At 34.8% G+C, this 13,323-nt stretch carries 15 protein-coding genes; 7 read left to right on the forward strand and 8 right to left on the reverse strand.

The features are described 5' to 3' along the window. Positions 1–34: 34 nt before the first annotated feature. Positions 35–562: a hypothetical protein gene (locus HS5_RS11985; RefSeq protein WP_236751604.1), complete on the forward strand. Its 528-nt coding sequence runs from the start codon at positions 35–37 to the stop codon at positions 560–562. Here the strand turns inward: HS5_RS11985 and HS5_RS11990 are convergent. Beyond that, entirely contained in the window at positions 556–1,602 is a 1,047-nt protein-coding gene (locus HS5_RS11990) for a glycosyltransferase family 4 protein (RefSeq protein WP_236751605.1), read from the reverse strand. The genes HS5_RS11985 and HS5_RS11990 overlap by 7 nt on opposite strands. Before the next feature lie 37 nt (positions 1,603–1,639). On the opposite strand from HS5_RS11990, the gene HS5_RS11995 reads away from it, so the two are divergent. After that, complete coding sequence (locus HS5_RS11995; RefSeq protein ID WP_236751606.1) at positions 1,640–2,275, forward strand: maleate cis-trans isomerase; 636 nt, start codon at positions 1,640–1,642, stop codon at positions 2,273–2,275. On the opposite strand, the gene HS5_RS12000 is transcribed toward HS5_RS11995, so the two are convergent. Next, on the reverse strand, positions 2,165–3,022 hold the full coding sequence (locus HS5_RS12000; protein ID WP_236751607.1) for a hypothetical protein: 858 nt from the start codon (positions 3,020–3,022) through the stop codon (positions 2,165–2,167). The genes HS5_RS11995 and HS5_RS12000 overlap by 111 nt on opposite strands. 187 nt (positions 3,023–3,209) lie before the next feature. Here HS5_RS12000 and sul7d point away from each other — a divergent pair, with 187 nt between their 5' ends. After that, positions 3,210–3,395 carry a Sul7d family chromatin protein gene (sul7d, locus tag HS5_RS12005; RefSeq protein WP_236751608.1) on the forward strand — a complete coding sequence of 62 codons (186 nt, stop codon included), beginning with the start codon at positions 3,210–3,212 and terminating at the stop codon, positions 3,393–3,395. Positions 3,396–3,436: 41 nt separating this feature from the next. Here the strand turns inward: sul7d and HS5_RS12010 are convergent, their stop codons facing one another. Genes HS5_RS12010 through HS5_RS12020 form a run of 3 tightly spaced genes read right to left on the reverse strand, consistent with a single transcriptional unit; the run spans position 3,437 to position 5,500 of the window. Next, on the reverse strand, positions 3,437–4,126 hold the full coding sequence (locus HS5_RS12010) for a DUF1641 domain-containing protein (RefSeq protein ID WP_236751609.1): 690 nt from the start codon (positions 4,124–4,126) through the stop codon (positions 3,437–3,439). Position 4,127: 1 nt separating this feature from the next. After that, positions 4,128–5,270 carry an FAD/NAD(P)-binding oxidoreductase gene (locus HS5_RS12015; RefSeq protein ID WP_236751610.1) on the reverse strand — a complete coding sequence of 381 codons (1,143 nt, stop codon included), beginning with the start codon at positions 5,268–5,270 and terminating at the stop codon, positions 4,128–4,130. Continuing rightward, a complete protein-coding gene (locus tag HS5_RS12020; RefSeq protein WP_236751611.1) occupies positions 5,267–5,500 on the reverse strand; it encodes a sulfurtransferase TusA family protein in 234 nt (77 codons plus the stop codon). Before HS5_RS12020 ends, HS5_RS12015 begins: the two co-directional genes overlap by 4 nt. Positions 5,501–5,675: 175 nt before the next feature. On the opposite strand from HS5_RS12020, the gene HS5_RS12025 reads away from it, so the two are divergent. After that, positions 5,676–6,401, forward strand: a complete 726-nt coding sequence (locus HS5_RS12025; protein WP_236751612.1) for a DUF87 domain-containing protein — start codon at positions 5,676–5,678, stop codon at positions 6,399–6,401. Here the strand turns inward: HS5_RS12025 and HS5_RS12030 are convergent. Together HS5_RS12030 and HS5_RS12035 are read right to left on the reverse strand one after the other, a co-directional pair. Next, the gene (locus HS5_RS12030; protein ID WP_346729544.1) at positions 6,393–6,758 is read right to left on the reverse strand and encodes a putative metallopeptidase; all 366 of its coding nucleotides are present in this window, start codon (positions 6,756–6,758) and stop codon (positions 6,393–6,395) included. The two genes, HS5_RS12025 and HS5_RS12030, sit on opposite strands and share 9 nt — an antisense overlap. A 32-nt stretch (positions 6,759–6,790) precedes the next feature. Continuing rightward, complete coding sequence (locus HS5_RS12035) at positions 6,791–7,351, reverse strand: acetate uptake transporter (RefSeq protein WP_236751613.1); 561 nt, start codon at positions 7,349–7,351, stop codon at positions 6,791–6,793. 91 nt (positions 7,352–7,442) lie between these two features. Here HS5_RS12035 and acs point away from each other — a divergent pair, with 91 nt between their 5' ends. Beyond that, positions 7,443–9,383 (forward strand): acetate--CoA ligase, encoded by a 1,941-nt coding sequence (acs, locus tag HS5_RS12040; RefSeq protein ID WP_236751614.1) that lies wholly within the window; start codon positions 7,443–7,445, stop codon positions 9,381–9,383. 17 nt (positions 9,384–9,400) lie between these two features. Here acs and HS5_RS12045 read toward each other — a convergent pair whose 3' ends face one another. After that, positions 9,401–10,591 (reverse strand): MFS transporter, encoded by a 1,191-nt coding sequence (locus HS5_RS12045; protein WP_236751615.1) that lies wholly within the window; start codon positions 10,589–10,591, stop codon positions 9,401–9,403. A 229-nt stretch (positions 10,592–10,820) separates the two neighbouring features. Here HS5_RS12045 and HS5_RS12050 point away from each other — a divergent pair, with 229 nt between their 5' ends. Beyond that, positions 10,821–12,047: a hypothetical protein gene (locus HS5_RS12050; protein ID WP_236751616.1), complete on the forward strand. Its 1,227-nt coding sequence runs from the start codon at positions 10,821–10,823 to the stop codon at positions 12,045–12,047. A 102-nt stretch (positions 12,048–12,149) separates the two neighbouring features. After that, positions 12,150–13,322: an MFS transporter gene (locus HS5_RS12055; RefSeq protein ID WP_236751617.1), complete on the forward strand. Its 1,173-nt coding sequence runs from the start codon at positions 12,150–12,152 to the stop codon at positions 13,320–13,322. Position 13,323: the final 1 nt, after the last annotated feature.

The raw sequence follows: 13,323 nt of genomic DNA on the forward strand, positions 1-13,323 counted from the left end.
ATGTTTAATTATCATAAAGACTAAGGTATTAGTGATGAGGAGTATAAAAATTTCAATTCCAGTATCTCTTGTTACTTGGTGGCTTCCTTTGGTTGGCGGTGCAATAATAGGCTTCATTTCTGGAACTGTAGAGAAAAAGATCGCTTCTGCGGTGATTAGCGTAGGAATAACTTCAGCAATTGCTTCAGCGTTTTACATTTTACTAGGTTTTAAGGTTTTTTATGTTCCGCTTTTAGGTAATCTTTTGCCAGTAATTCTGGTTATCTCTTCTGCAGTTAACTCAGCGTTGGCAATATTCGTCGCTTATTTTATATCAACTAAAATGATAAGATCTACTTTTGAAGGCAATAACGCTAAGATAGAGTTCTATGCAAAAGATCAAGATGAAATAAATGAAAAATTGAACGAAATAGCGACTCAATGCAGCGATCCTGTATATTCGTTCCGTGGTGAAAATGAAGTGGAGGTTACAAGAAAATGTAACGGCTTTACTATGAAATATATTATTAGGAAAGAAGGAAAATTGTTTAAGGTAACTTTATTCATAAATGGGGATCAGTAAGCTTTAATTCTTTCAATATATCTCTTATACTCTTCAGTAGTTTTATTCCAATCGTATTTCAAAGATTCCTCATAACTTTTTCTAGATAATTCTTTCATTACATTATCGTCACTCGTCAAATAATCAATGTATTTAGCAATTGTCTCAGTATCCTTATAAGGAACTATGAAACCATTAATATCATTTTTTATTATTTCAGGCAATGATCCCGTGGAATAGGCTACTGCAGGTGTTCCGCAAGAATTTGCCTCTACTATCGTCATTCCCCAGCCTTCGATAAAAGATGTAGATAGTATCACCCAAGATTTCTTGTAAAGATCAATCTTTGTTTTCTCATCTATTTTCCCTAAGTAGTATATCCCTTCCTTTTTTGCAATTTCGCCAAACTCTGCAGAAAGCTCTCCTCCGCCGGCTACAACGAATTTTACGTTCCTGTTTTTTACTCTCCTTTTCACTTCAATTACATCAAATGGATTCTTGTATTTCATCATTCTTCCAATCCAAAAAACTATTGGTTTTTCACTCTTTTCTCCAGGCTTGAACTTTTCATGATCCACTCCATTGTATATTACGGTTATTCTTCTTTCATCTACCTTCAATTTCTTTATCAAGTCTTGTTTAGTAGTATTAGAAACTGAAATTATGTATTTATAATTCCTTATTCTTCTCTCTGCAACTCTTACAGCCTCAGCTAAAAAAGGATTTAATTCGAATTTTACTACATCTTGATGAACGTGGTGAACTAAGGCTATTGCCTTCTTATTTACTAAGTAGGAGAAAAAAGGTACTGCATGAGCTATACTATCTATTACTATTTCGTGATTTTTAGCTTCCTTTAGCGAATAAAGATGTAAAGTAAATTTATTTCCCTTTCTGATAATTTTTATCCCATTTAGGTATTCTACTTTAGGTCTTCCTTTAACTTCCTCAGCCAACCATGTAACTCCTTCTAGTCTCTTTCCTATCTCATAGATTACGTTTTCAGCTCCCCCTGCGTTAGGATGATAGAGATCTCTATGATTTATGAAGATAATGTCCACAGAACTGTTTTAATCTTGTAAATTTTATCTTCTTTGTATGATATCTTTAATACTCTCGGAAGAAAACCCAACTTTACCAAACGATATTAAGCTAGTATTTGAGGACGTTAAAGTATTTTACATGAAGTATTATCCGGGTCATGGGATTAGGAAAGACGAACAAGACAGAATGTACAAGGAATTATCTTTAATAAAGAGCGAAGTTGAGAAAGGTGATGCAATAATCTACGCAAGGTCTTACGGAGTATTTTACAGAGATGGTATGAGTAAACTAAAGAAATTCTTTTCCAGGCCTGTAGTTATCTCTACAGAGGCTATAATAGATAGGCTAAGAGAATTAGGCGCAAAGAAAGTTTATGTAGTAACTCCTTATAATCAAAGGAGACATGATTATGAAATAAAGTGGATTCAAGGCTTCGGTTTTCAAGTAGTGGGATCAATTGCTTTAGGTAGAACTGGAGGTCCTGCTATAGCTTCGACTCCACACGAACTCGTTATAAATGCGATAAAAGTTGCTCAAGAGGCTTCAGCAGATGCAATTTACGTTGCTTGCACAATACTTTCAACTCTTCCTATTCTTGACAAGCTTTCCGGAAGGCTTCCCGTTGTTACCGCCGCCTCTGCTACTGTCGACAAGGTTAAAGAGACTATTAATCTCAGAAACAATGTTTAAGAAGTCTCTAGCCCATAAAGTGAATGCTTTATCTTTATCCAGGTCTGTAAAGCCATAAGGATGAATTACTCTTGATATGTTAGCGTATATTCTCATTAAATTTGTAGTACTCTTTCCTGTTATGTATTCTGCTAGGCCTATTAATGCACTAGCCTTAGGCATAGCTAAGGTAAAATAATCTGCTTGTCTGTGACAGAACTTACATTTTGCGGAAATTCCTAGTCTTAAATTATCTTCTAGTTCATCAATGCTTATCGAATATTTTTGGAATTTTAGATGCTTTCTGCAAACAGGAGCACCCATTAAATAAACTGAGTACTTGTCAAGTTTTAGTGTCCTTCTTGCAGCTTTCTTTATTCTTCCTATTCCTTCGCTTGCAGCCCTTATAATGTAACCTTCATCAACTAAAATATGCCATTGTCTTTCCTTAAGTAACTCTAGGTATTTTTCTTCAGTAGCTGAGACGAAAATTGATAACGAAGCTCTTTCTATTATGAATCTATTACTCTCTTCCGCAGATCTTAGATAACCTGCTAATGCGTTCTTATAGCCGCTGTACATTGCGGAAATAATATCCTCAGCAAACAGAATTCCCTCAAGAAGTTTTTCTTCTTCCTTGATCTTTTTTCTTACATAACTCTTAAAGCCAGGATAAGCTTTAGGAGCATTATTTATTAATTGTAAAGTTCCGTCCTTTCTCTCTAAGAATTTCATTATCTTTTCGCACTTTTCTGTTCTGCATTCCACTAGAAAATCTACGCAATTGAATTATCAAATTTTTCGCATTTCTGCAACATCAGAAAATCTTACGTTTCCTTAATCGTTAAGGTAGATAGGAATAAGAAGGTTTTAGGGAAAGAGTTAAGGTAATCTTGTGAAAAATTTCCCTAATATCGCCAAAAAGTTTTTAAGGAATGACGTAAAGTAATCTCACATGACTAGTGTAAAGTTCAAGTATAAGGGAGAGGAGAAGGAAGTAGATATATCAAAAGTAAAGAAAGTATGGAGAGTAGGAAAGATGGTATCCTTTACCTACGACGATAACGGTAAGACGGGTAGAGGAGCAGTTAGCGAGAAAGACGCGCCAAAAGAACTACTAGACAAGTTAGAGAAGAAATAAATAGGATTAAAAAGAAATTGAATATAAATTATATATTATTTTTATTTTTGTTCTGAATAACTTTTTCCTAAAATTTTAGCTATTGTGAATAACACTCCTATACCTTTCTGTACATCATCATCGGTCATTTGCTTCACTATACCTCCTAAAGTAACCTTAGGAGGATTAGAGAGTAATTTTGTAGCTTCTTCGCTGTTTAGTGCTTTCATTACTTTTAATACTGACGGGTTTAATGCGTAGTTTAAGAACTCTTGTGCTCTTGGTAAAAAGTCTAAGAGTAACGATAGTGTACTGCCTATGTTCGTAATTGCATCATCTGTTAACGCATCCCTTAAGCTCTTTAATGCGTAAGCAAAATTAACTAGAGTATCAAAAGCTCCGCTTTCCTTTAATTCCTTAAGCCTTGTCACTATATAATTTAAGGTGCTAGATTGGTCAATTATTGAGTTTACATCATCAACATGATAACTTGTAGTCGATAAGAGCAGCATTAATGTTGATACCATATTACCTAAGTTTTGAACAGAATCATCATTTAGTGCATCCTTTAGCGACTTTATTGCATAGGAAAAGTTTACTATTGCGTCCAGTGCTCCGCTTTCCTTTAATTCTTTAATTTTTTCTAAAGATTCATTAATTGTTGGTAGATAATCTAAAAATTTTGAAAGTTCTTCTGCCTTTTTCTCATCAATTTTTGAAGTTAATTTTTCCACTGCCGCCGTTTTTATCACCTCAGACTATCGCCTTTGCTGTTACTGTCCAGTATAACTTATTGTATAGTAACTTACCCCACCAGTGAACATAAGATGGAGGCGGAGGTATTGGAGGATTATTATAATTGAACCTAATGTATGTTCCTGAGTCTAGTCCTGTAGCAATGTAGCAGAACACTGAACCGTCAAATAACTTTGACGCTCCGTTCCCTCTAATATCATTCACTATATTTCCTGAAACGATGTAAGATTCGAAATCTGCGGTCGATCCTGCCTTAGAGATTGGTAAGTCAGTTGTGTCTCCTATTATGTAAACGTTGGATTGATCCTTCATCCTTAAGGTTAGTTTATCAGTAGGAATCCAATTTCTCCTATCTCCAATTCCTGAGTCTTCAACTACTTTTGCTCCTTTATGGGGAGGTACACCTAAAGCTAAGTCAAATTTAAGTTTCTCGCCCTCTTGAGATTCTATAGTTTTTTCCTCAGGGTTAACTCTGGTGACATTAAATGGTGATACTACTTTTATTCCTCTTTGTTCAAATATTTTTATCATTACGTCATTGGTGGTCTTTATCCCGAAAACTCCTGGAACTGGATAAGTGTATATTATTTCAGTCTTCTCTCTCAATCCTCTTCTTCTTAGATAATCATCGAGCATTAACGTCATCTCCATTGGAGCAACAGGGCATTTATGCGGCAGTTTAGCTACGTTAATAACTACTGTTCCTCCCGAAAATGATTGCAGTACTTCCCTCAGTTTTTGTGAACTTTCTAAATCCCAAGGTGAATAAACCGCTCTATAGCCTGGTATTTCGTCCCACTGTAAATGAGATCCAGTTGCAATAACTAGATTATCGTAATTATAAGTAGTTCCATCAGCTGTTATTATTGAATGATTTTGAACATCTATCTTACTTATATCTTTTGTTATTAATTTTATTTTAGGATCTAGAAGATCTCTTTCATCTCTTATTAGCTCTCCAGTATCAGTTACCCCGAAAGGTAATAGTAATTGTCCCGGTTGATAAATGTGTCTACTAGATGAATTTATAACCAAAATTTCTACTTCTCCTTTTTCTAATTCTTCTGTAAGTTGTTTTGCTAATCTATTTGCTACTATAGTTCCTGCAATTCCTCCGCCCGCAATTATAACTCTCTTCATTTTCCTACCACCACCACAAAATTGTTTCCTTCTTTTCTTTCTTCAAATACTTTCAATCCTATACTTTTTGCCCAGTTTACTACCATGTTCTTAGTCTCTTCGTCTTTTAGTAGAGCTTCTACTGCTTCTCCTTGGTTTATTTCATCCATTAGCCCCATTAATTCCCCTATAGGTCCTGCACAAGACGTCCCAGTTAAATCCACTTTTTTATAAATTTTAACCATTGACATCTCAAATTAAATAGTATTATTCCGCATTTTAAATATTTTGCTTTTTTTACACACTTTTTAGAATATTAAATAGATATTCATGTAAAATTATTTTTATAAAAATTAATATTAATGTTAAAATAGATCGTAATATGCAGAGTTTCGGCTTTTAATTTTCTCTTCTCAATGCTAAAGCATGGACTTAGGATTTCCTCTTAGTTCTTCAGAATTAGTCAGGAAATGCATAGCAATTCTTGGCATAAGAGGTTCCGGGAAATCAAATACCGCTAAGGTTTTGGGGAAAGAGTTAATAAGAGAAGGCTTTCCTTTAATTGTAATAGATCCGGACGGAGAGTATGATTTCCAAGAAGCATTAAGAATAGATAACTTTAATCTGGATCCTGAATTTGCAGTTAAAGATGTCTTAGAAAGAAAGAGGTCAATAATTATTGACATGAACGAATGGAATGATGAAGCCTTTAATTTTCTTTTTAAATTTCTTGATATATTTTGGAATTTATCAAAAAAATACAAGGCTAATGTTTTTCTAGTCCTGGAAGAAGCTCATGAGTTTATCCCTCAAGGCGAAAGGACAAAAATTAGTGAGGAAATTACTAGAGTAGCCCTAAGGGGAAGAAAGAGGGGTATAGGGATGATAATGATTAGTCAAAGATCTGCGAGGGTTAATAAAGACGTTCTAACGCAGAGTGAGATTTATTTTCTTCATAAAGTCGTTCATCCTGTTGATTTCAAAGTTTATAGGGAAATATTACCTTTGAAGGCAAGGGAAGTTTCTGATACAGTTAAATCCCTAGACGTAGGTGAGGCCTTATTTTACATGAACGGAAGAGTTGAGAAAGTTAAGATAAGGAAATATGAAGAAAGCGCAGGGAATACTGAAGCAGTAGAGAATTTAGCATAATTCCTTTGCAAGTTCCTTGCTTATCTTCCTTATATGCCTAAATCCTTTGTAATTATGATTTCTCAAACCTTTCATGGTCTTTGGAATATGCATAAGCTCATGAGTTATTACAAAGATTTTATCGCTACATTCTAACTTATCGTATTTTTCGGAAATAACTTCGACTATATAAAGTATGTCATCTCCTAGAATATATCTCCATTGAGGCGGTAAAGTTAATGTCCTTGCTATAGCGGTAGTTTTAGAATTTTTACTCCTTAAAAATGCTACCTTGTTCAGATTAATTTCCATGTTAGTCTCCTCATTAATTCTTATTGCTAATTCTTTTACGTCTTCGGCTTTCTCTAGTTTAAGCACTTGAATAATTGATAATAAAAATATTTGAAGTTTTATGAAAGAGGTACTCTTCCTAAAGGAGCTTTCTTATTTAGACTTTCAGCAACAACTTGTACTAATCCTGTATACCATGCTGCAATAGCCGTTAATATTCCTACATATCCGCCTGCATGAATTAATGTCGTATTACCGATCATGGAACCTATACCCAGTAGGAAGAAAGTAACCCACAAAAGCAAGAAAGTCATAAATAGTCCAAGGTTTGACTTAAAAGTCCCTATCCACATTACCAGAGTAAATATTCCAAAAGCTACTAGTACTAATCCTATTCCTTGAGCAGTGATATTACCAAATATACCTAACGCCGTTAGGAAATACCATTCCCAAAACGCACCGTAAGTGAAGAATGCTACATAGCCGAATGTATTTCCTCCTTTCCATTCTAGTATTCCAGCTAATAGTTGTGCTAAACCACCGTAAAACGCTGCTAAACCCAGGACAACACCAGATCCAGAAGTTATTAGCCCAGCATTGTAGGCACTTAAAACTAGTGTAGTTAATGCGAATCCAGAAAGCCCTAAAGGTGCGGGATTTGCCTTTTTTTCTTCTGTCATGGTGAATTTTCTGTAATATAATAAAATATAAATCTTATGTAAAATGAATGATGGAGAAATTCTTAAAAGTCACTCTTCTTAAAGATCTGTCATGTCAGAAAATCTTCCATTTGAAGAGAGGTACTATCAACCTCCTTACAAACAACTTTACAAGGAATCTCTTGAAGAGCCAGAAAAATTCTGGAGAGAAATGGCTGAAGGCTTAGAATGGTTTTCTCCATTTGATAAAGTCTTAGATGAATCAAATGCGCCATTCTATAGATGGTTTGCTGGCGGTAAGATTAACATAACATACAACGCATTAGACAGACAGATTAAAAATAGAGGGAACAAGATTGCAATTTATTGGGAGAACGAAAAAGGAGAAAGCAGACAATTAACTTACGGGGAGCTTTATAACGAAGTGAATAGGTTTTCGAAGATACTTCAAGATCTGGGAATAAAGAAGGGAGATAGAGTTCTAATTTACTTACCTTTAATGCCAGAATTGCCAATTGCAATGTTAGCCTGTGCGAGAATAGGTGCAGTGCATAGTATTGTATTTTCAGGTTTCTCAACGCAGGCAGTTATTGACAGAATAAATGATGCAAAAGCAAAGTTAGTTATAACAACTTCACATACAATGAGGAGAGGAAAGAGAGTTGAACTAAAGAGGATAATTGATGAAGCAGTTTCTCAGACTCCTTCGGTCGAAAAAGTTCTAGTTATAAAGAGAGACGAGGAAATAGAATTAAACGAGGAAAGGGATGTATTATATCAAGATTTAATTAAGAGAACGGGATATAAAAAAGTTGAACCAGAAGAGACTTTATCTACGGATCCTCTCTTTATTCTTTATACTTCTGGAACCACCGGAAAGCCTAAAGGAATTCTTCATTTACACGGCGGATACGGATTATGGACTTACTTGACTACTCAGTGGGTTTTCGATTTAAAGGATAATGACGTGTTCTTTAATACTGCAGATATAGGTTGGATAACTGGACATTCATACATAGTTTATGGTCCATTACAAAACGGAGCTTCAGTGTTAATGTATGAGGGAGTTCCCGACTACCCTAATCCAGATAAGTGGTGGGATTTAGTTGAGAAGTACGGTATTACAGTATTCTATACTTCCCCAACGGCAATTAGGTCTTTAATGAAATATGGCGAGGAATGGGTAAAGAAGCACGATCTAAGCACACTTAGGATTTTAGGAAGTGTAGGTGAGCCTATAAACCCTGAAGCATGGAAATGGTATTTTAAGAATGTAGGAAACTCTTCACTTCCTATAGTTGATACTTGGTGGCAGACTGAAACTGGAGGAATAATGATTTCAGCAACTCCAGGCTTAGGTAATTATCTACTTAAACCAAGTGCTAACGGCTTACCTTTGCCCGGAGTCGATGCAGATGTATTTACTGAAGATGGTAAGGAAGCTAAAGCAAGGGAGAAAGGGTACATTGTAATTAAGAGACCTTGGCCAGGGATGCTTGCAGGAGTATGGGGAGACCCTGAAAGATACGTGAAAACTTACTTCTCTAAATTCCCAGGGATTTACTATCCTGGCGATTATGCAGTTAGAGATGAGGAAGGATTCTTCTACATCTTAGGAAGGGCCGACGAAGTATTAAAGATAGCAGGCCATAGGATAGGAACTAGAGAGATCGAGGACATTCTAATCTCTCACCCTGCAGTAGCCGAGTCTGCAGTAATAGGAATTCCCGATCCAGTTAGAGGTGAACTTGCAGTAGCCGCTGTAGTATTAAAACAAGGTTACCAGCCTTCAGAGGAATTAAGAAAATCATTAATAGAGTACGTGAAGAACAATCTAGGGCCTATAGTAATCTTCGGCGGACTGTATTTTGTAAGTAAATTACCAAAGACTAGATCAGGGAAGATAATGAGGAGAGTAGTGAGGAGTGTAATATCTGGTCAACCTCTAGGAGATGTATCGACTTTAGAAGATGAAACATCAGTTGATGAGTTAAAGAAGGTTATAGAAGAATTCTCTAAGGAGATCCAAGGGCAACAGAAAGAAGATAAATGAAAAATCTTTTTCTATTTTTATTGTTCTACCATTATTACTCTTGCTTTTGCTCCGCTCTTTGGCCAAGTTATTACGCTTATCAAGACTAAAAGTATGGAAGCAAATCCGAAACCGTCTACCCATTTAGATATTGTTGTAACTCCGTACATTAATGTAAGTAGCCCTATTATAATGTCAGCAATTCCCCCTACAAAACCTCCAGCATTATACGCAAAACCTGAAAGGAATCCTCTAACTTCTGCAGGAACTGCGTCAGCTAATAATAATGGCATTAAAGGCCAGAAACCGGTAAAGAATGCAAAGACTATCACGCCAAAAGACATGCTCACTGTATTTATTAATGCATAAATTACTGGAACGGCAAAAGGAAGCCCTATCATTAGTCCTATTAGCCCTATGTAAATTAGTCTCTTCTTATTGTACCTATCAGCAAGCCTTCCGAAGAGAATGAAGGATATTGCTAAAACTATATTAGCTATTGTCATTAGTATCCCTAAAACGTAACCAGGAAGATGGTCAACTTCAGCAACTACAGTATAGTTTCCAAAAACTGCAAAATATGCAGTAAACATACCCGACATTCCTAATGTAGCCTTAAGTAGAACTCCCATGTATTCTTTATACCTTATAGATATCTTACTGGAACCTTCTCTCATGTCCTTCACTTTAAATTGAATGTAAGGTAACAAGAGGAGCGGTAATGCTCCAGTTAAAAGGAATAATCTCCAATCATTGATAATGTTTGCCATGAATATCAAGTAAGTTATTCCAGTTAAGGAATATCCTATTCCATAACCTGCTTGAACTATTCCAGTGACAAATCCTTTTAATGATCTCGGAGCCTGCTCGTAGGCTATTACAGTTCCTGCAGTCCATTCTGCACCCATGAAGACTCCTTCGATTAATCTGAATATAAATAAGAGAATAACAGTAGGAGAAAATACCATTAAACCTTGGAATAAAGCATAACCTCCAGTTCCTATCATTAACACTGGTTTCCTTCCCATTGTGTCAGCATATTTTCCAAAAACCATTCCTCCTATTACTCTCCCTATGAGACCTAAGGAGAAAAGTATCGAAATCTCAAAGTAATTTAAGTTAAATGCCTTCTCAAGTGCGCCATAAACGTATGTAATTAATAATAAATCGTATATATTACCTGCCCAAGCTAACGAAGATGATAATGTAGCGTGAATATAAGATTTCATAAAACTTGTGAAGATATGTTAAAATAAAAGGTTTCTTAATTTAAAACTTTCAAAACTTTCATGAAACTTTAAAGTTAAATTAGAGATTTTTTAATTTCAAGTGAATGCGATCGTGTGGCTTCTTTAAATATTTTAGTAGATTTATAATGATCAAAATTAAGGTTTAAACAAGTCAAAATTGTAAATGATTTAATATGCGTTTTTAATAAACTGTGACAAATCTTTAGTTATGAGCATTGGAATTAAAGGAAAAAGCTATAATTTAAAAGGCAATTGCCAAGTGTACTATGGCTACTTTGATTTACAAGATCTAGTTAATTCTTTGAGCATTTTAGATCCTACAGGATACCTAAAAATTAGGCGAATGCTTGCTTGGAATCTTTATTTTTACTTATCAAGGAATCACACTGACCAATTGAGGAATTTATACTATGTAATTTATGAAACGTCGGCAATTATGAGAGAACTCAATTTTAGAAACATAAATCCAAATTATGCCTTGCCTTCTATTCTCGATAGAGTAAATACTTCAATGAGGCTTACGTGGAAAAACGGTGAGTTCTCATTAAAGGATCCTTTAAACATTTCCTGTGAAATTAATCTTAATAGTGAGATTAATAAGTTAATCAAAATAGAGGTAGAAAATCAAGGAAAAATAAACGTGAATAGCAATGAAATTAAAAGCAATAACCAGATGGATTTATACAAGTTATCTGACGTTAAGGGATTAAGTTTAGAATCGGAATTTCATTATAAGGACGGTAAAGTTAACGTCATAATAGATTTAAAATTCAAACCTGAGAATAAGGGCTTTAATAAGGAAATACAAGCTGAGGAATTAAACAGAATACTTAGAATTACTGCAAAAGAAGTTAATGAGAAGGCAATTAATTCTCATGAGATTTTTGAAGATTTTATGGTAGGGATAATGGAGACTTTGATACAGCCTTTTTTGGACAAATATAAAAGCGAATTAGCAGAGGTTTTAGGTTTTAAGGAGCTTTTATACATTCCAGCAGGCAGGCATTTTATTTTAAATGCGGAGGAATCCGCATTAAATAACGAGGAAATAGCTCAGTTATTCTCTGATTCTTGCCAATTAGCTATAAATAGGATAAAAGAGGGCAAAAGCTTCTTTTACGATAGCTTTTCTATGCCAATAAGCATTAAAGGAGGACTAATATTTTACGAAGATTCTCAAATAACTTCATTAGAATCTAGATCAATAAAATCCCTAGCCACAATTATTTTGGAAGTTAACTCTCTAAGAGATCAAGCGTTAATAATAATTGAATCGCCAGAAGAATTCTTGATTGATGAAGATAAGAGGAAGGTTGTGGAAATTATAAGGAAAATGATGGATAAAGGTAATAAAGTAATAATACATACATGGGATAGTAAAATTGTAGAATATTTTAAAGATTGTACGGAATATAAAAATGAAAAAATGATTTAAAATTTAGAAACTTCTTTTAAAATAATAGGGAGAAGTAACTTACAACTCTCTTAAATTTAGTAAATTAAGAATAAGTGTTTAAGTTAAATTTGGAAAAATGCAATGCAAAAATATATTCATTCTACAATTTCAGCATTCTTCTCATGGGCAGGAAACATCTATGATTTACTAATAGTAACTTACGTTTATTATTATTTTCAGAAATGCTTAGGCTTAAATGCAGTAGAGGGCACATTACTTTTCGCCTTAGGTCTAATTTTTAGAGTGATTGGTGGTTACGTTTTCGGAAAGATCGCTGACCAAAGAGGTAGGAAACCAGTATTAATAGTAGGGACTGCAGGATATTCGATATTTCAAGGTTTAATGGCTTTTTCTCCAAACGCAGCAGTTTTACTAATAGCTAGAGCTCTGCAAGGCTTATTTATGGGCGCACAGTGGACAGCAGGAACTGTAATAGCTTACGAGCAAGCGCCTCCAAGTGCGAGAGGATTAATAAATGGGATAGTTCAAGCAGGCTATGGAGTAGGCTATGCATTAACTGGAGTTGCATTCATAGCTTTTGCTCCTTCAATGGGCGGAATAGGTTGGAGATTATTTTTACTTACCGGTGCAGTTCCTATAATCTTATTACCTTATGTTATTTTGAAAGTTTCCGATGTAAAAGTCTCTAGAAAAGTAGTAAGTAACGCAAATGTGAAAGAATACACTAAAGTGCTAATAAGATCTTCAATAATAATCTCAGGAATGTTCTTTTCTTACTATTCGATATTTGCAGTTTACCCTGATTTAGCTGAGTATTTAGGGCTTTCTAAGGATTTTGTAGGCTTGATGATGACCGCAGCCAATGTGGCTTTGGCAATATCTTTTATTGTATATGGTAGAATTGCTGATTTCATAAATAAAAGGAAACTAATAACTTACGGTGTTATAGGAGAAATGATAGGTTTACCTATGATGTTACCTATTCTCATAAAGTCTCCTGAGCTTATGCTTATAGGTCTATTAGTATACTCAATAGCTACAGGGTTCTGGCCTTTGGCTCCATTATTAATAGTTGAGTCAGTTCCTCCAGAAGTCAGGTCTGCATTAACTGGACTATCCTATAATCTGGGCAGTGTAATTGGCGGAATAGGATCAATAACCATGGGCTCTTTAGTTCAGATATTCGGATTAACGAATTCCCCATTGTTTGGCAATATCTTAGGCTATTCATCATTAGTTATAGTTTTAGTTACTTTGCTAACTTGGCCTAGAGGAACAGTTAGTACAAAGTGAA

The sequence above is a fragment of the Acidianus sp. HS-5 genome (assembly GCF_021655615.1).
In the GTDB taxonomy this organism is placed as follows: domain Archaea; phylum Thermoproteota; class Thermoprotei_A; order Sulfolobales; family Sulfolobaceae; genus Acidianus.